The organism is Reichenbachiella sp. 5M10, assembly GCF_002742335.1.
GTDB lineage: Bacteria > Bacteroidota > Bacteroidia > Cytophagales > Cyclobacteriaceae > Reichenbachiella.
This window is the reverse complement of record NZ_MDGR01000007.1, coordinates 410,951-429,428: the sequence shown is the minus strand read 5'-3', so window position 1 is coordinate 429,428 and position 18,478 is coordinate 410,951. Positions and strand designations below refer to the sequence as shown.

Sequence of the window (18,478 nt, the reverse complement as noted above, 5' to 3'; positions counted from 1 at the left end):
GGGACTTTTTTGTGCATTACTTTCTGATTCAGAGTGGTTTTGGTCGGGACAAAACCAGGTTGACTCAGGAAGCTACTTTACAAAAACCCAACGGCTAGGGCTAACCATACCCAATTCAAACCACCCATAAATCAATCTATTACAAACTTTACCTAACGGAAACTTTCTTCCCCCTACATCGCATATTTTGTGAGATCATCATAGAATAAAAACTCGAACTAGTGGGAGTTTGACATGGTAGTCAAATGGATTAGATTTGGATGAAACATGATGGACCTGCTACGCTTTGTACATCTGTCACTCCTCTAATATGCATACAACTCTCAGGTACTTTCTATACGGGCTATCCTTTGTGATCCTGACTGTTTTCACGCAAATCGGAGGCATTGCTCTGCTCGTAGGAGTATTTGCATGCAAACACATCAAATTTCGTTTCAACCGATTGGTACTTCCCTTAGCTGCATATGCCATATTTACTTTTGTCATTACTCCGATCGTAGCTCCTCTATGTGGACGAGAACGAGTGAAAAACTCAGACAAAATAAAGCCCACATCGTTTGCTACCATTTTGCTCAACAGAAACTATGTAAAGCCAGCACTCAACACCTTACTTTTCAATACTGCAGAACAACTACCCTCTGATTTTGAGCTCAAATACTTAGACGCCAACTTTCCGTTTATAAACAAGTTTCCTCTTTTGCCACACCTAAGTCACAGCGATGGGAAGAAAATTGACATCAGCTTGATGTACCAGTCTTCGGACGGACAACAAACGAACCGCAAGCCAAGCCGCACAGGGTACGGTGTTTTCGTAGAACCCACTGCTTCCGAATACAATCAAACCCTAGAGTGCAAACGAATGGGCTACTATCAATATGATTTTCCCAAATATCTGACATTGGGAACCGTCAACTCCGACATTCGATTCTCTACACAGTATACCAAAACCCTCATCGAAGCACTGCTAAAGTCTAGCCAACTTCAAAAGCTCTTTGTTGAAAAACACCTTACAAGTAGAATGGACCTGTCCGACTCAAGAATAAGGTTTCAAGGGTGTCGAGCAGTCCGACACGACGATCATATTCATATCCAAATCAAGTAAAAAGAGATGTCTCGCACGGATCAAATGGTGCTGTTTCTTTAGTCAATGCATACTCTCTACACCGCACTACCCTTAGGTATAACGCAGCGATCCTGAGACGCAAAATTTAAGTTGACTTTTCGGGTGGTTTCAATATAAATTTACTCTCTGGGTTGTTCGTATCGCTTTTCGATAAGAGCTACGAGCAAGCCCTTCCATCATAAAATCCTAAACAACCCTATGAAAAAACAATCGACCCTCGCCATCCTTTCGGGATTTCTCATTCTATCTGCCTGTCAACCCAACAAACAAGCCCCGGAAACCGATACTGCATCCGAAAGCCTCGACATGATCGATGAAGTCGACGATTTGGCTCAACATACAGCCGATGACACCCCAGTAGAAAGCAACTGTATCTTCGACGATGACTACTACGGACTGACGACCGAGTGGGCCGAGCAATCAGGCCTCACCAACTACCGATGGGATAGCCTCGACCAACGACTATTGATCCCCTACGAAGGAGACACTCTCCTGATCACCAAAGGAGGCTGTGACCACTTTGGCATATCTGTCCAGCTCAGACTCTACCAAGACACAACTTCCATGACTCAGCCCAATACCTGGGTCATACGGTCTATGGAGCTCGCCCAACTGCTCAATTATGTCCAATACACCCAGGTATTGTCAGGGATAAACGACCCAGCTTTGTACGAAGAGTCTGGTGTCTACTTCATAGACATCCCTGATGACAACACAGAAGACAACCAGTACTACACAGGGATCAAAATCGAATCCTTTGACGAATATACCGCGCTATCCTTTGGCTCGTACATCAACTAGTACAAGAGATACAGACACAAAAAAGGGCTATCAACAATTGATAGCCCTTTTTTGTGTCTTGCTATTGCAAATAGCTATTGATACGGCTCTTTTTCAAGATATTTCACATATTCTGATGTTATCTTTTGATCTGCATCCACATTGTTGATCAGTTCCAAAGCCTCTATTTTTCCTTCCATTCCCTTGCGCTTGGCATACGCTCCGAGTGTTTCGTTGGGAGCCTTCTCATATCTCAATCTCTTGTTGAAGACACGAGCCCTCTCCTCTTCGGTGATCGTCCTGAACGTTCTGATGGAGGTATTCATGGTGTCCAAAGCAGCCTCATCCTTTCCAGAACCAGTAAACTGCAACACCCCTTCGGCACCTTCCATTTTCAACCACACCAAGACCGTCTTCTCTTCTCGTCCGTCGTAGTGCTCTACAGTCAATTCGATTCCTTCCATCCCATTGACTATCAACTTCTTGTCCACAATCAACCCGAGTCCTTTCTTGTTCAGGTCCTTTGTGTAAGCCTTGTAAGCCTCCTTGGGTGTCTGGTGCTCTCCGTCAAAGGTCAGCACCAAAGCAGCACCCTCCTTGCTATTGGAAGCTGTCAAAGAAGCCGGAGTGTTTTTTGTACTCCACTTCGCAGGCAACTGGTAGGAAAAATTCATGTCCGGATGCAAGAACAAGTTGTCCTCAAGTACCACACCGTTTTTAGGGTTTTGACCAACCAATAGCCCATCAAGTTCAGGCAGCAAGGAACGCTGTACGAGTGTAGAATCAAAGTCCATTTCTCCAAGTGTCTCGTGTAGGTTTTCGACACGCTTGGCCGTGACCGGGTGATCATCAAACAAGTGCATGCCATGATCGACCGAATCAAGTGTCATAACAAAGTGATCCAATTTGGTCAAAGCAGAAACCAGTGCCGTCGGGTCATACCCAGCATCTGCTGCCAGTTTCACTCCTCCTTTGTCAGCTTGATTTTCTTGTCCTCTGTCAAAAGCTGCACCGACCACTTCCGAAGAAAATTTAATCGGATTGTTCATCAATTCTCCGAGTGTCTTGCTCAACAAACTCCCCACCAAGTTGCCAGGTAGTTCCAAGACAACAGGCACCATACTACGTCCTAGCTTCTTCTCACTGTGTTTGAGCAGTACGTGGTTGAACTCATGGCCGAGCACGCCCGCCAACTCATCCTCGGTATCGATGATGGCCAACAATCCACGCGTCACGAAGACATATCCACCCGCTGTAGCGAATGCATTGGGTTCTTCTACATCAACGAGATAATATTTGAAATCATAATCGTTTTTGGGCATAGCAGCCTCTAGCTTCTTGCCTACACTCTTGACGAAAGTCAACAACTCTTCGTCTTCGTAGATCCCCATGGTACTTTTGACCTGTTCGAAAGTCATCTTCCCGATCTTGTCCCCAAGAGAATGACTCTCTTGTGCGACAGCTCCCAACGAAAAAAGAATGCAAAGGCTTAAAATGGTGCGTCTCATGAAATTAAGTTATGTAGATGAATGATTCAGAAAGCAAGATATGACAAAATCAGAAAGAGCACTCAGCAGTCTCCTACTTTTTCCTACAAAGTGAGGATTGCCTCTCAAAATTGGTGGACAAAATGCAAAGCTCCATCCACCTGTGGCCACTGTAGCTCATGCCCCTTGGCAAACAAGCCGTAAATCGACGAGCCACTTCCCGACAAGGAAGCGTAGTGTGCTCCTTGGCGGTAAAACTCCTCTTTGATCTCTGCCAACACAGGATGCATCGCAAATACGGGTGTTTCGAAATCATTGACCAAGACCTCTCTCCACTGCTCTATAGGACCAGAGAGAATATCACGCGGGAGCTCTGCGGGAATTCGTGGGGTGATCCCACCAAATGCCTGCCCTGTATGTATGTGTACCGGAGGGTAAAGTACCGCAAGTTGATAGGCACTCAGATCGACAGCAATCTCCTCCATCACATCACCAATGCCACTGACAAGCTGTGTCTTGTTCTCCACAAAAAAGGGGCAATCTGCTCCCAATTTTTTGGCATAAGCCTGTAGTCTATCGACATCCAAATCCAGCACAAACAGATCGTTGAGAAGCCGTAGTGCAAATGCCCCATCGGATGATCCTCCCCCCAGTCCCGCTCCCATAGGGATGACCTTGTGGAGATGAAAATGCACTGGGGACAAGTCAAAATCAGCTCGTAACAATTCGTAGGCTTGCACGACCAAGTTGCCAGATGCATCCCCCGGAATGTCTAAGCCAGAAGAAGTAAACGCAAAGGAATCCGAAAGAATGACCTCCAAGGCATCCGACCAATCGATGGGTACAAAACACGAAGTGAGGTTGTGATAGCCATCGGGTCTCTTGGATAGGATATTGAGACCGAGATTGATTTTGGCGTTGGGAAAGGCTATCATCTGAGGCTAAATTCAATAGCCGATAGACTCGCGTCTATCGGCTAAAGCTTGACTTATTTTTTCAATTGCTCGACTAGTCGGTCTGTAATTCCCGATGTAGAGAATCCACCATCATGCATCAAGTTTTGCATGGTGACCATTCTGGTCAAATCCGAGAACATCGACACGCAATAGTCCGCACATGCATCTGCCGAAGCATTGCCTAGTGGGGACATCTTGTCCGCATAGTCCATGAACACGTCAAAACCACCCACACCAGATCCAGCAGTCGTCATCGTAGGAGACTGAGAGATGGTATTGACTCTGACTTTCTTCAATCGAGCAAATCGCTCTCCATAGCTCCGAGCAATAGACTCTAACATAGCCTTGGCCTGTGCCATGTCCGAATAGTCTGGGAAGGTACGTTGTGCTGCGATATACGATAGCGCAAGGATTGAGCCCCACTCGTTCATCGCGTCTTGCTTCTCAGCGACAGCCATCATTTTGTGAAACGAAATCGCAGAGATGTCCATAGACTTAAGCATCCAATCGTAGTTGAGATCACCGTAGTCTTTGCCTTTTCGCACGTTGGGACTCATCCCGATTGAGTGCAATACAAAATCCAATTTGCCTCCCAAAACTTCAGTAGATTTAGAAAACAGGTTTTCGACATCCTCTACAGACGTGGCATCCGCAGGGATGATTTCTGCACCACACTGCTCAGCGAGCTGGTTGATTGCGCCCATTCTCAACGCGATCGGTGCGTTGGTCAAGACGAAAGAAGCGCCTTGCTCCTTGGCTTTGAGAGCTACTTTCCAAGCGATTGAGTTTTCGTCCAATGCGCCAGATATGATTCCTCTTTTTCCTTCTAAAAGATTGTTAGCCATTTGATTGATATTTTATAAAATTGATTGTTCGTTTAAAGCGTTTTGCGTCGCAAAGATATTAGATTCTTTGACTTGACGTCTAATTCTGTGCGATCAACTCCCGCGCACTGCTACGTGCCGTATCCGATGGATTGTCTCCGCCTATCATCTTGGCGATCTCCTCCAATCGAGCTACCTCATCGAGCACCTTGATTGCACTTTGTGTTTTATCGGATTGGTTGTCTTTGTAGACAAAATAATGTTGATCTCCCTTGGCCGCTACTTGTGGCAAATGGCTGATAGCAATCAGCTGATGACTCTTCGCCATTTTCTTCATCATTTGTGCCAGCTTGATTGCAATTTCTCCTGACACTCCGGTATCGATCTCGTCAAAAATCACGGTAGGCATGGCTGTTTTGCTGGCCAGTACATACTTGACACAAAACATGAGTCGCGAAAATTCTCCCCCAGAAGCCACCTTGCCTAGAGGCTCTGGTGAGATGCCCTTATTAGCAGTAAACAAGAACTCTACCTCGTCTATCCCCATCCTCCACGGCTCGACGCGCTTGTATGCAATCTCCACATAGCCGTCTGGCATACCGAGCTCTTTGAGCATTTCTGTCAGTTCACCACAGAACACATCGATGTGCTCACACCGCGCCTCGGACAATTCCTCTGCAGCGAGATGCATGGCCCTCTTCTGCTCCTCTACCTTGGTTTTGAGCTGGGCGATTTCTTCATCTAGGTTCAGTACTTGGCTGGCTTGCTCTTCGAGTTTGGCCTGGATTTCCAGCAAGCCTTCGACCGAATTGACATGGTGCTTGGTCTGCAACTGAAAGATCAAATCCAGACGCTGCTGCACCTGTACGATACGCTCAGGGTTGTGCTCGACTCCTTCTTGTACCGTACTGAGCTCCGTGATCACATCGATGATCTCGGTAGCTGCCGAATCTAAGCGCTCACTCAGCTGCTCCAACCCACTGCTGTACGAGGACAACTTGCGCAAGGTGCTCACCGTATTTTTGAGGCGATCATTGATCGAGAACTCCTGTTGATCGTACTCATTGGCAATTTGCGAAAGTTGCAGTTTGATCTCTTCGGCATTTTCCAACAAGGAAAGCTCCGCCTCTAGCTCTGTTTGCTCGCTAGCCTGCAACTCTGCCTTCACCAATTCATCTAAGAGAAACTGTTTGTAATCCGAATCCTCTTTGGCATGCGCCGATCGTGACAACACATCCTCTAGCTTAGTCTTGGTTTGATTGTATTGGGCAAACCAAGACTCGTAGCGCTTGAGCAGGGGCTTGCATTGTGCATAGTCGTCAATGACTTGCAATTTCACTTCCTTTTTGCTGAGCTGAATGCTCTCGTTTTGGGAATGAATATCTATAAGCCTCAGCCCCACTGCTTTGAGCACATCGAGCGTGACGGGTAGGTCATTGATGAAAGCCCTCGACTTGCCTTTGGGACTGATCTCGCGACGAATGATCGTATGCTCTTCATAATCCAAGTCGTGCTCTTCAAACCACTCTTCCAATCCGAGTGCCCGAATATCAAACTCTGCCTCGACTATGCATTTGGTCTCTTGATCCAAAAGAGACTTGACATCTGCACGATTTCCCAACAAAAGCCCCACTGCTCCAAGCATGATAGACTTACCTGCACCTGTCTCTCCAGTGATCATATTGAGCCCCTGGTGTGGCGCAATATTCAACTCACGTATCAGTGCATAGTTGCTAATGGATAGAGTAGAAATCATGAATAGTTATGGATGAAAAGGACGATAATATTAAGTAGCGAATCTAAAAAATAATTGCCTCTAGTTGGTCAATATCTTCTTGAATTCCTCTGTTCGTGCCGGGTCGATGGTCTTGAGCACGTCGTATGCTTCACGGCGTACACTCATATTGCCCTCCGAAAATGCACTAATCAACTCTTCGGATTTGGTATCCAAAAAAGAAATCACCATAATTGATCGTGGCTTGGATTTATTGACTTGATTGATTTTTTTGAGTGCCTCCAGCATATTGGTTCGTGCCTCCTCAGGCTTCTCTGCCAAGATATCCAACCCATGCCGATGATAGAGGTACATCGCTTCTCGAAAATCCTTGATCACTTGATCGATGGAGTTTTCGGCCCACCAGTATCGGTTTCGTACGTTGCTAAACTGATCCCAACCCCCGTATCCACTCTGCTGTGCAGCGTTGACAATCTGCCAGGCCATCTCAAACTGACGATCTCCTCCCCACTTCTCAAACGAATCATTGTCATAGCCCAAAATCATGTAAGCATAGTAAGCTAGCATCGAAGTGATGTTGGTCGTATAGGTGTTCTCGGTATAGTTGAGCGGTTGAGACTGTGTGTATTCGAAATCAAACTGCCGGTCTGCAAAATTGATCATCGATGTTTCGTAACTCGTACCATATACAGGACGCACCGAGATGACCTGCACACTAGCCTTGAAGTTGGCCACATCCGGCTGACTTTCCATGTTGATCATGAGGGCACACTTGACTTTCTCTTCGTTGCTGTATTCACTATCAGTCCATTTGCGATCGTTGATGAATCGGGCAAACTCCGTCTCCATTTCTTCGAACACTCGTCTTTCGGTGGTCTGAAGTTGCTTGGCATTGACAATCACACGACAATCCAACTCCTGAGCCACAGCACTCATTCCTATCCCTACGGATACTACAAATATCATGTATTTAACCCAGCTCATAGATCGCATTTACAATATCCTTGGCAACTTCCGTTTTGGATTTGACCTCAAACTTGAGGCTATCACCGCTGGGTTTGAAGATAGTGATTTTGTTGGTATCATGCGAAAACCCCGCCCCTTTGTCGTTGAGAGAATTGAGCACGATCATGTCAAAATTCTTTTTACTAAGCTTTTGCTGAGCATGGGTACTTTCATTTTCTGTCTCCAGCGCAAACCCCACATTGAGTTGATTTACTTGCTTTTGCAGGCCCATTTCCGCAGCTATGTCACGGTTTTTGACGAGTTCGATCATCATGGTCTCGCCTGATTTCTTGATTTTTTGATCTGCCACCGTTGCAGGCTTGTAGTCCGCTACCGCTGCAGCAAAGATCGCTACGTCACACTCAGCATACCTCTCTGCTACTGCCTCGTACATTTCATCTGCCGTCTGGACAGCTGTCATAGCGATGCGATCGGACAATATGGAGTACTTGCCTGGTCCGGCAACCAGATCTACTTGAGCCCCTTCGCCTGCTAGTTGATGCGCTAGCGCCAAGCCCATCTTTCCTGATGAGTGGTTGCCAATGAAACGCACTGGATCTATTTTTTCGTAAGTAGGACCTGCGGTAATGAGTACTCGTTTACCTTCGAACCTTTTCTCTGTGGAAAAATGACTCTCTACAAAATCAAAAATGTGCTCTGGTTCGGCCATACGACCTGTCCCCACTAGTCCACTGGCGAGTTCGCCGTGCTCAGCCTCAATGATGGAAATCCCCATCCGCTGCAGCTTTGTCATGTTCTCCTGCGTCGTAGGGTGCTGATACATGTCAAGATCCATAGCTGGAGCTACCGCTACAGGACATTTGGCTGACAGGTAAGTGGCGGTCAGCAGATTGTCACAAAGACCGTATGCAAATTTGGAAAGGGTGTGAGCGCTAGCAGGTGCGACGAGGATGAGGTCGGCCCATAGGCCCAATTCGACGTGATTTTCCCATTCACCTGCTGCATTTTTGACAAACTCTGTCGCTACAGGATGTTTGGATAACGTCGATAAAGTAAGTGGCGTGATGAAAGACTGGGCAGATTGAGTCATGATGACCCGTACTTCCGCACCTGCCTTGACCAGTAGTCTGACGAGGAGTGCGGATTTGTATGCGGCGATACTGCCGCATACTCCTACCAAAATCTTCTTTCCCTCCATGAGGGGCAATTATATATTGATGCCGCCTTCTTCGCTATCAGCGTCTCTGAACATAATCTTCTCTTCCAGAAACTCTTCAATGGCTACTTTGCTTGGCTTTGGCATTCTTTCGTAAAACTTAGAGATTTCGATTTGCTCTCTGTTTTCGAAAATCTCTTCCAAGTTGTCCACATTGGAAGCGAACTCGGCAAGCTTGCCGTTCAATTCTTCTTTTACATTCGAAGAAATTTGTCTCGCTCTTTTAGAAATCACTGCGATCGTTTTGTACACGTTTTCTGTACCTTTTGATAGTGCAGCTACATCTCTAGTTTCGATTGAAGGATTTATTGCCATGTTATGATCTGTTTGATAATTTTTCTATTTGATTGACCGAATCTATATAATACTTTTCGGCCTGCTTGATAAATTTGCTATTGGGGTAACTATCCAATAGGTCCTGATACAACTCGATAGTCGTTCGGAATCTTTCGATTTGCTTGGCACGAATACTCTGCTTTGCATAACTATACTCCGCATCTACGGCGAGGTATTTCACTTCTTCGTTGAGTTTAGAGTCTGGAAACTCATCCTCAAATGTCTCAAAGGCTACTCTAGCCGCTTCCCAGCGCTCCAACTTGTGGTAGTGCTTGGCGTTTTCAAAAGCCTTTTTCTCCAATTTGACCTGCATCTCATTGATCATGTCGTTGGCTTTCTGGGTATAGTCTGTGTACGGATTGCGATTCAAAAATATCTGAAAAGCATCCACCGCACGGTAGGTACTCGTCTGATCCAAGTTGTAATCTGGCGACTGTAGATAGAGTGAATAGGCCTCCATATACGAAGACTCGATCGCCCAATCACTCCGCGAATAGACTCTAGCAAACTCCCCAAAATAACTCGCACTCAAAATGTATTGTTTCTGATGATAGTAAGAGTATGCACGGTAAAAACTGGCTTTCTCCCCATCTACGGTACCCTTGATGATCGGCAAAACCTGGTCCAAGAGCACACTAGCTTTGTAATACTCCCCTACTTCATAGTATGCGAGAGCAGCTTCATATTTTCCTTGCCAGTCTGTGCTTTTTTGGAGTTTGCGAAATTCGCTACAAGATGTAACCAAAACCAACCCCAATAATGCCACAAAAACCCCTGAAATCCCTATTTTCCGCATAAGCCTGCAAATATAGTATGCTTTAAAACAATATCCTCAATTAATTCGGACCGAAAGGCTGTCGCTTTCTAGCCTACCAATGCAATTATCGTTCAGGGCGTTGCACATTATTTCTTTGTAGGGCCTTCTTTTGTTCTGGCGACAGCCGCTTGTCTACTTCCCTTTTGACGGTTTCAACCATTTCATCACTGACAGGTACTCCCTCCATCTGACTCGATGTCTTCTTTTCGAGGTTGCGAGTGAGGACATCCTGCTTGGTCGGCTTCTCGTCTACGCGCCAAGTGAAGCCTTCGAGATGATGCTGCGACTTGAGCAGTTCTAGTGGTGGAATGAACTTCGCCTCTGGCTGGTTGTAAAAGGTTATGTTCTGCATCTGGTTGTTTTCAAATAGAATTTTCATCCTACTACAAAAGATCTTGTTCATCCCTATAAACAAACTATCGCCCTCCAGCACAAAATAATGACTCTCGCCATTGCCCTCTACATCCATCGATTCGATATGACCCTCGTCATCAAAATTGCCCACCATACGCCGTCCTTTGATCTGATTGTACTGCCCCATCGTATCCAGAGACGCCATGAAAGACTGTCTACGGAGCTTCATTTTGTATAGTAGGTCATTGCGAAAGGTCAAATCAATCGAGTCAGCCATCATCTGACTTTTTTCGTTCCACAGGACTGGGTCGCGGTACATGTGTATGGTCGAATCGGAGAGAAAATAAGCCACCGAGTCGCACTTACCTTGTAGCGCTTCTTGGTAAATCAATATCCCATGGTAGCCCAGCACCCTTTCTTTGTCTTTGTCCACGTTTTCGATGGCCACCAGGGTGTCCGCCGACATGAAGAGAGTGTCTTGATCTTGCATGATTTTCTTCATGACGGGCTTTCCATACACCTTACTGACACCTTTTTCTTTGTCATAGACAGCCTCATCGCCATAGATGACGATATCATCCTTCTTGGATGTCATCACTACATCGCCTTTGGCCGTATAGTATTTTTTCATCTCGTCGATGAAGATGTCGTTTCCTACAAGGATATAATTGCGCGTTTCGATGGTGCCTTTGGCAAAGGTGGTTTGTTCCCGTTGGGTACGGTAGGTTCCGCCCTTGGAGTCGACAGTCGTTCCTTTGCGATCATCGATGTACGTTGGTCCCTTGGATACTGCGACTTTGCTCCGCGAGAAGTATTCCAAACTATCCGTCCGCAAGTTGAAGTCTGGAGACACCAAGAGCACGTCATTGTAAAAATACGCCATTTCTGTCCGCGAATAATAGATTCCGTAACTGCTCGTCAGAGTGTTGTGTTCATCTACCAACTTGCCGTCATTTTTAAACTCCGCTACTTCGGTAGTCATATGATAGTCCAAAAAATCCGTATAGAGGCGCTTTCGTCCTCGACGATAGACCACATCCTCCCTCAGCAGGGCCGTTTCATCGTCTCCTTCGTAGATGAGTTTTCGGGCTGTGATCGTCACGGAGTCTCCGTCCTTGATACGTACACGCCCGTAGGCTTCCATTATATTTTCCTTAGTATAAAAGTAGGCTGAGTCACAATACACAATGGTTTCATTTTGTGTAAAAACCACCTTACCAATGAGCTTTTTAAACTTCTTACCCTCTACTTTCGCATTGGTCAATTTATCAGCTTTGTATCGGATTTTATCTTTCTTTTGGGCGTGCACCGTCTGTGTACCGAGTAGTATACCCACCCCCAGAAGAAGAAGTTTTATTTTGTGCATATTCATGTCAAATAGATCGCAAAGCTAATTCGTAACACTAACGAAAAAAACCTAAGTTTGATCTAAAAATAACTCTCGTGGTGGATCTCCCCGAAAAATTCGAAGCATTTGTAACCAAACACGCCCTGTTTGGCAAGAAAAACAAACTACTGGTAGCCGTCAGCGGAGGCATAGACTCTGTCGTACTCTGCTACCTACTGCATGACTTGCATTATGATTTTGCGATTGCACATTGCAACTTCGGTCTACGGGGTCAGTCCTCCGATGAGGACGAGACTTTCGTCAAAAATTTGGCCCAAAGCCTAAACACCCCCTACTACACCGAAACCTTCGATACTCTACAGCATGCCTCGCGCGAAGGCGTATCCACTCAGATGGCAGCTCGTGATTTGCGCTATGCATGGTTTGAACAGCTACGCAAGACAGCGCACTACGACTACCTCCTCACCGCTCACCATGCCAACGACCTGCTCGAAACCAGCTTGTTCAACTTTACCAAAGGCACGAGCATTGCTGGCCTACGCAGCATCCGCCGCAAACACAAAGAAATTGTGCGCCCACTTTCCTTTGCTCGCAAAGAGGATATACACGACTATGCCAGACACTATCAGCTCGTATGGAGAGAGGACAGCTCCAACGAAAGCAACAAATACCACCGCAACAAAATTCGAAACATCGTCATCCCTGAGCTCAAAAAGATCAACCCCGCTCTCGAGAAAACTTTCCTCCACAACCAGGAGCGCTTCGAATCATTGGAGCTCTTGCTCAAAGCCAAAGCGAAAAAAATCCTCAAAAAATTCTACAGCACCTCTCCAGAAGGAGTCGAGCTGCTCGGCATGAGCTGGTTCGATGTGAAAAATGGCGGGTTCGTTATCCTTGAAGACATCTTACGTCCCTACGGGTTCAACATTGACCAATGTCGCGCCATCATCGTGGCCCTGCGCAGCAGCATCCCAGGCAAACGCTTCACTTCGGACCAAGCGGTCTTGGTCGTCGACAGAGACCAGTTGGTGATCACTCCAATAGAAGAACCAGAACTTCCCGCCCTGCAAGCTACTATCACGATGGATCAAAAGGAGCTCGTCGTGGGTGAAGAGCGCTACACCTTTGCCTATCGAGAAACTCCCCTTGAAATCAGCCGAGAATCTAAGCTTGCCTATCTAGACGCAGATCTGCTCTCCTACCCCCTCAAGGCACGATATTGGCAAGAAGGAGACCGCTTTGTCCCACTCGGAATGAAGTCTCAAAAAAAGGTAAGTGATTTTATGATTGATGAGAAAATTCCCGTAAACTTGAAAACAAGGGTGGTGCTCTTCGAATCCAACCAAGACATCATCTGGATCTCTGGCATGAGGATCGACGACCGCTACAAAATCACAAAAAACACGAAACGAGTATTCATTATAACGCAAGAAAGAAATGTATAATCCCTTCAAAAAAAGGTATAATTCGGACGAACTCGCACTCTTTAAATTTCTTTCGGACATCAAGCAATTCGAACACCTCAACGAAGACGAGCTCTCCCTATTCACTCCCTACATGTATTTGAGAAAATACAAGCAAAACGAAGTAGTGTTCTTCAGCGGGGACCCCAGTCATGCCCTATACATCGTCAAAAAAGGTACCGTCTCACTCTCGATCAGCATCAAGGACGAGTTTGAAGAGCTCGCACAAGTCGATTCAGGACACTGTTTTGGAGACAATTCATTCATCGATGGAGCCACACGCATCTACAACTCCCTCGTAATCTCCGAACAGGCCGAAATCTACGTCATCCCACAGATCAACCTAATGGACATCTTGGAAAACCACCTAGAAATCAAAGCCAAAGTCATGGCCTCCATCGTCGCTCTATACAACGACTACAATCGCAACATCTTTAAAGAGTACAAATCAAACCTCGGATTTTTCCAACTAGGAAACGTCTACCGACACAATCCATAATTATCCTTATAAATGCCTCATTTACTCTTTAAACGGTCTTTTTTTGACTACTTTCGCCACGAGGGCATTCAAACGAGATTCTATTAATTTATAAATAAACATCAAAATGAAAGTAACCGTAGTAGGAGCTGGTAATGTAGGTGCCAGCGTAGCTGAATACTGTGCCATGAAAGAATTGGCGGACGAAGTAGTACTTCTTGACATCAAAGAAGGATTTGCCGAAGGAAAAGCAATGGATTTGAACCAGTGCGCGACGTTGAACGGATTCAATACCAAGGTAACTGGTACCACTGGAGACTACAGCAAAACTGCCGGTTCGAAAGTAGTTGTCATCACATCGGGTATCCCAAGAAAACCAGGTATGACTCGTGAGGAACTGATCGGTACCAACGCAGGTATTGTCAAAACAGTCACTGAGAACCTCATCAAGCATTCTCCTGATGCGATCCTCATCGTAATCTCTAATCCTATGGATACTATGACGTATCTATCTGCTAAATCAAGCGGCCTACCGAAAAATAGAGTAATCGGAATGGGCGGTATGCTCGATAGCGCACGATTCAGATACAGACTATCTGAAGCACTAGAATGCAACCCCAACGACATTCAAGGTGTAGTGATTGGCGGACATGGTGACACCACGATGATCCCATTGACTAGACTTGCCACTTACAACTCTACTCCAGTATCTAACTACCTCTCTGAGGAGAAACTAGAAGAAGTAGCGAAAGCAACTATGGTAGGCGGTGCAACCTTGACTGGCCTACTCGGCACCTCTGCATGGTATGCGCCTGGCGCTGCGGGTGCAGCGATGGTAGAAGCGATCGTCAGAGACCAAAAGAAACTGATGACTGCCTCTGTGTACCTCGAAGGTGAGTACGGACAAAACGACATTTGTGTCGGCGTACCTGTGATCGTAGGCAAAGACGGATGGGAAGAAGTTGTAGACTACAAACTCAACGACGAAGAAAAAGCCAAGTTCGAAGCAAGTGCGGCAGCTGTAAGAAAAATGAACGACGCATTGGAACTTTAAGCCTTCCAATCACACTATAATCCAAAGCGTCAAGGACAGCCTTGACGCTTTTTTTATGCACCCATCACGACATGTGCAATATCTGCACTGCTTCTGACATTCTCCAATCAAAAATCCTCAAACAAGCCCCCCTGAAGCGACAGAACTCTTTCCATGATTATTTTGCCTTCTGTAGAATCAGCTATTTTCTGATTCTGTTTGTTGTCAGATATAACTTCTGTTCTAAAATTAATTTGTCTGCACTTGTCACTATAAGGTGAATGTGTAGTAAGCTGACGCCCCAATGAATCGTGTACTAAAGTAAAACCTCCAATCCCTGTTTTAGATTGATAGGCCATGGAAAACCCTCCATCTATGACAATAAGCTTTGAATTACCTTTGATGGGGTTTTCACCAGTCCTAACAGACACAGGCATATGCCCATTGATGACAACAGATTCTTCGCATTTCAGACCAAATTCTCCAAGAATTCTCCTGCAAAAGTCTTCCTCTTCTCTAAAAGAAAAGTACGCGTTGGTCCGCTCTTGATGTGTCTGTTTTACTTTGAGAAAATATCTCTCAAAAGTGGCCATTTTGGCTTTCCCAAACAGAGGAGAAAAAGGCCCCGCCCATAAGTACCACATCAGGTCTTTGGCGTAAGCATGATCAGGATCTGCTTTTTTTGACCATGCCTCTTTTACATTCTCATCGAAAAAATCAAACAACGCCTTCCCTCTCAAAGACCCTTCCCCTAAATCCACACTCAATAATTCGCCACTTGAATCAACGGGGACACAGCCATGAAAAAAGAGATTATTGTTGGACACTTTGTACAAAGAACCGCTATTGAATAAAAAACGAGCATGTGACCTCAACCTTATACTCCCCAAAAAAGACTGTTTCAACTGATGCAACAATTCCTCTTCATCTGCATTGAGTTGGTAAGGCTGTTGTGGATCCACAGTAGGGAAATAGCTATCCTCTAATGGATATTCTTGTCCATCGACTCGCAAGATCCCTCTGTCCAGGTCCAAAGCATCCAACAAGAGCCTAGAAGACATCGAAAACTCTTCTCTTCGCTTGATCAATGCCCCCTCCAGTTTGAATTGAATGATAGCGATTGCCTTATGCATGATTTTATTAAGAGCAAATTCGGCAGAACCTAAAACTTCGCCACTTTCAAGTCTTGGCTCAAAGGTATAAGCCGAATCTCCATTATAATATTTCATTGCGAATGTTGCCAAAGGAATCAGGTGAATCCCATATCGATTGAGGGTCTCAATATTCCCATACCTCAGCGAGACCCTCAGCACATTGGCTATACAAGCATCAGAGCCACATGCTGCCCCCATCCATACTATGTCATGATTGCCCCATTGCACGTCACAATCTTGATAATCAATCAATTGATCAAGTATCAGATCAGCACCAGGTCCGCGATCGTAAATATCACCTACTACGTGAAGTTTTTGCACGCAGACACGCCTTATTAACCCCACCAACTCACTGATAATTTTTCCGTCCAGAGACAATTCAATAATGGACTCTACGAGATAGGTTACGTATTTTTCGTCAGACTCCACTCGTAGGACCATATCTATGATCATGTCCTGAATATCTATTGACAATTCGGATCTGATTTTGGCAATGGGATACACGGCAAGTTGTACTTTCAGAACCTTGAGCAAATTACACATGACAAGCACCAAACGTACCTGCCTCTCCTCCTTGTTGTTTTTAACATCATTGAGAGCTTCATTGGGGGCGTAGATCATCCCCAACAGATCGTTTCGTTCACGATCAGCAAGCATGCCCAAATTCTCCCTTACGATTTTCTCAATCGTTCCAAAGCCATTTTTCAATAAGTAGTCAAAGGTCTCATTGGCTCCATGCAGATCACTGACAAAAACCTCTGTCCCTTTATTGAGTCCAAGAATTGACTTTAACCTAAGAATTTCTACTTTCTTCTTCCCTAAACCTACGGCTTCCCCTTCCAGAAATCGAAATGGAGTTTTTAAGTCTACTGACATCTTCATCTAAAAAGAATAAAGGGAACTACCCATAGGTAATTCCCTTTAAACACGATATAAACAATTTAATTTTAAGGATTTTGATCCACTTCAATATTATTAGTCAACTCATTGAGTGGAATATAAAAGATGTTACGATTGTCACTCCACGGGATCACTTGATCGGTTTCTCCATTCAACAAATGAACACCTGGGTAACTTCTATCAATGTCCATTTTATTTCTCACCAAATCCTGTGTTCTAAAACCTTCCCAAGCCAATTCCAGTCTTCTTTCATTCAAAACCACTTCCAAAATATTCGTAAACCCTTTAAAATCAGCTGAAGTATAAAGATCAGTCCCCGTGAGGCCCGCACGTTGGCGAATGGTATTGACATCAGTCAAAGCCTTATCGATATCGCCCTGATGCGCATAGGCCTCTGCACGGTTTAGGTATACTTCACCCAACCGAATCATTTGTGGAGAGTTTAGAGTCACCACGTCATCTTGATAAGAAAACTTAGTAATGAAGTATTTTGGATAACCATTTCTTTCTTTGACGGTCACCCCGTCGTCCTCATAGTCAGGTTTAATAAAATCGTTCCTTACGTCTTGAGGATACTGACCCAATAAGTCTCGTAGAGATTCTGAAGGGTATATCTCTCCCCATCCCAACCCTTGATCAGTAAGGTACATAGAACCAACTGCCGCTAACGTCTTGTCATCCTGCAGTAACTGAGCGACATACCAAATTGCCTCTGTGGAGGAAGCACTATTGTAAAAAGCATTGACATAATTGCTCTTTGGCTCCAATTCAAATGCTCCATTGGCAATCACTTCGTCAGCATAGTCAATAGCGTCTTGCCATCTTTCCATGTGTAGATACACCCTACTGAGCAAGGCTTGAGCTGCTACCGCTGAGCCAAAAGCACTACCCCTACTAGCTCCCATTAGGTCTACTGCAAGGAGTAGATCTGCCTCAATTTGATCATAACATTCTCCTACGGTAGACCTAGCCATCAGTGGCGAATCTTCTACGGATGTTTTTAGGATCACGCCATCATTGTCACGACCATGCGAGTACGGCATAGCAAACAACTTCAGCAACTCTAGATGCATAAAGGCACGAAGAAAATAGTTTTCCCCTAGCAATTGTTTTGAATCTTCGTCCTCAGGATCACTCAATGCTGCGATGATCTGATTTGCGCCATTGATGATTCTGTAAGAAGAAAACCAGAGATAACTTGTATTGTTCATAGAGGCAAAATGTTCTCTAGTAAACACATAATACAATGGGTCAGTAGTAGATCCACTTAGCATTACATTGTCACTGGCATACTCAGACAAATGATGATAGTGACGTATCCAATAGTTAGCAGTATTGTCTGCACCATAATAAGTGATCACATCTTTCATCATGGCATAATTGCCATCTGTAGCGGCCAACAGCCCCTCATAATTGTTGGACAAAGATTCCGCCACTATACCTTCACTCGGCAGCTGGTCCAAATCACAAGAGACAGCAAATAGGGCCATTAAACATATTATTAGTAT

General features: G+C 45.2%; 16 protein-coding genes. 5 read left to right on the top strand and 11 right to left on the bottom strand.

Annotation, left to right across the window (positions count from 1 at the left end):
• Nucleotides 1-310: 310 nt before the first annotated feature.
• Both BFP72_RS01795 and BFP72_RS01790 read left to right on the top strand, forming a co-directional pair.
• Complete coding sequence (locus BFP72_RS01795) at nucleotides 311-1,102, top strand: hypothetical protein (RefSeq protein ID WP_099597476.1); 792 nt, start codon at nucleotides 311-313, stop codon at nucleotides 1,100-1,102.
• A 219-nt stretch (nucleotides 1,103-1,321) separates the two neighbouring features.
• Nucleotides 1,322-1,924 carry a hypothetical protein gene (locus tag BFP72_RS01790; RefSeq protein ID WP_099597475.1) on the top strand — a complete coding sequence of 201 codons (603 nt, stop codon included), beginning with the start codon at nucleotides 1,322-1,324 and terminating at the stop codon, nucleotides 1,922-1,924.
• Between the two features lie 74 nt (nucleotides 1,925-1,998).
• Here BFP72_RS01790 and BFP72_RS01785 read toward each other — a convergent pair whose 3' ends face one another.
• The 9 genes from BFP72_RS01785 to BFP72_RS01745 all read right to left on the bottom strand — a co-directional run bounded on the left by BFP72_RS01785 (nucleotide 1,999) and on the right by BFP72_RS01745 (nucleotide 11,960).
• Nucleotides 1,999-3,411 carry a M48 family metalloprotease gene (locus BFP72_RS01785; RefSeq protein WP_099597474.1) on the bottom strand — a complete coding sequence of 471 codons (1,413 nt, stop codon included), beginning with the start codon at nucleotides 3,409-3,411 and terminating at the stop codon, nucleotides 1,999-2,001.
• A 104-nt stretch (nucleotides 3,412-3,515) separates the two neighbouring features.
• Nucleotides 3,516-4,325 (bottom strand): 4-(cytidine 5'-diphospho)-2-C-methyl-D-erythritol kinase, encoded by an 810-nt coding sequence (gene ispE / locus BFP72_RS01780; RefSeq protein ID WP_099597473.1) that lies wholly within the window; start codon nucleotides 4,323-4,325, stop codon nucleotides 3,516-3,518.
• A gap of 53 nt (nucleotides 4,326-4,378) precedes the next feature.
• On the bottom strand, nucleotides 4,379-5,191 hold the full coding sequence (locus BFP72_RS01775) for an enoyl-ACP reductase (RefSeq protein ID WP_099597472.1): 813 nt from the start codon (nucleotides 5,189-5,191) through the stop codon (nucleotides 4,379-4,381).
• Nucleotides 5,192-5,270: 79 nt separating this feature from the next.
• Nucleotides 5,271-6,926 (bottom strand): DNA repair protein RecN, encoded by a 1,656-nt coding sequence (gene recN / locus BFP72_RS01770; protein WP_099597471.1) that lies wholly within the window; start codon nucleotides 6,924-6,926, stop codon nucleotides 5,271-5,273.
• A gap of 60 nt (nucleotides 6,927-6,986) precedes the next feature.
• Nucleotides 6,987-7,871, bottom strand: a complete 885-nt coding sequence (locus tag BFP72_RS01765) for a DUF4835 family protein (RefSeq protein WP_221406456.1) — start codon at nucleotides 7,869-7,871, stop codon at nucleotides 6,987-6,989.
• Nucleotides 7,872-7,875: 4 nt separating this feature from the next.
• Nucleotides 7,876-9,069, bottom strand: coding sequence for a bifunctional phosphopantothenoylcysteine decarboxylase/phosphopantothenate--cysteine ligase CoaBC (coaBC, locus tag BFP72_RS01760; RefSeq protein WP_099597469.1), 1,194 nt, complete (start codon nucleotides 9,067-9,069; stop codon nucleotides 7,876-7,878).
• Nucleotides 9,070-9,078: 9 nt separating this feature from the next.
• Nucleotides 9,079-9,402, bottom strand: a complete 324-nt coding sequence (locus BFP72_RS01755) for a DNA-directed RNA polymerase subunit omega (protein ID WP_099597468.1) — start codon at nucleotides 9,400-9,402, stop codon at nucleotides 9,079-9,081.
• Nucleotide 9,403: 1 nt separating this feature from the next.
• Nucleotides 9,404-10,219, bottom strand: coding sequence for an outer membrane protein assembly factor BamD (locus BFP72_RS01750; protein WP_099597467.1), 816 nt, complete (start codon nucleotides 10,217-10,219; stop codon nucleotides 9,404-9,406).
• A gap of 85 nt (nucleotides 10,220-10,304) precedes the next feature.
• Nucleotides 10,305-11,960 (bottom strand): OstA-like protein, encoded by a 1,656-nt coding sequence (locus BFP72_RS01745; protein ID WP_158233235.1) that lies wholly within the window; start codon nucleotides 11,958-11,960, stop codon nucleotides 10,305-10,307.
• A 77-nt stretch (nucleotides 11,961-12,037) separates the two neighbouring features.
• Between BFP72_RS01745 and tilS the strand changes: the two genes are divergently transcribed.
• The 3 genes from tilS (at nucleotide 12,038) to mdh (ending at nucleotide 14,937) form a co-directional block, all read left to right on the top strand.
• Entirely contained in the window at nucleotides 12,038-13,387 is a 1,350-nt protein-coding gene (gene tilS / locus BFP72_RS01740) for a tRNA lysidine(34) synthetase TilS (protein WP_099597465.1), read from the top strand.
• Complete coding sequence (locus tag BFP72_RS01735) at nucleotides 13,380-13,904, top strand: Crp/Fnr family transcriptional regulator (protein ID WP_099597464.1); 525 nt, start codon at nucleotides 13,380-13,382, stop codon at nucleotides 13,902-13,904. Before tilS ends, BFP72_RS01735 begins: the two co-directional genes overlap by 8 nt.
• 106 nt (nucleotides 13,905-14,010) lie before the next feature.
• The gene (mdh, locus tag BFP72_RS01730; RefSeq protein WP_099597463.1) at nucleotides 14,011-14,937 is read left to right on the top strand and encodes a malate dehydrogenase; all 927 of its coding nucleotides are present in this window, start codon (nucleotides 14,011-14,013) and stop codon (nucleotides 14,935-14,937) included.
• Nucleotides 14,938-15,044: 107 nt separating this feature from the next.
• Here mdh and BFP72_RS01725 read toward each other — a convergent pair whose 3' ends face one another.
• Together BFP72_RS01725 and BFP72_RS01720 are read right to left on the bottom strand one after the other, a co-directional pair.
• Nucleotides 15,045-16,946, bottom strand: a complete 1,902-nt coding sequence (locus tag BFP72_RS01725) for a fructose-bisphosphatase class III (RefSeq protein WP_221406455.1) — start codon at nucleotides 16,944-16,946, stop codon at nucleotides 15,045-15,047.
• Between the two features lie 71 nt (nucleotides 16,947-17,017).
• A complete protein-coding gene (locus BFP72_RS01720) occupies nucleotides 17,018-18,460 on the bottom strand; it encodes a RagB/SusD family nutrient uptake outer membrane protein (RefSeq protein WP_158233234.1) in 1,443 nt (480 codons plus the stop codon).
• Between the last annotated feature and the right edge of the window lie 18 nt (nucleotides 18,461-18,478).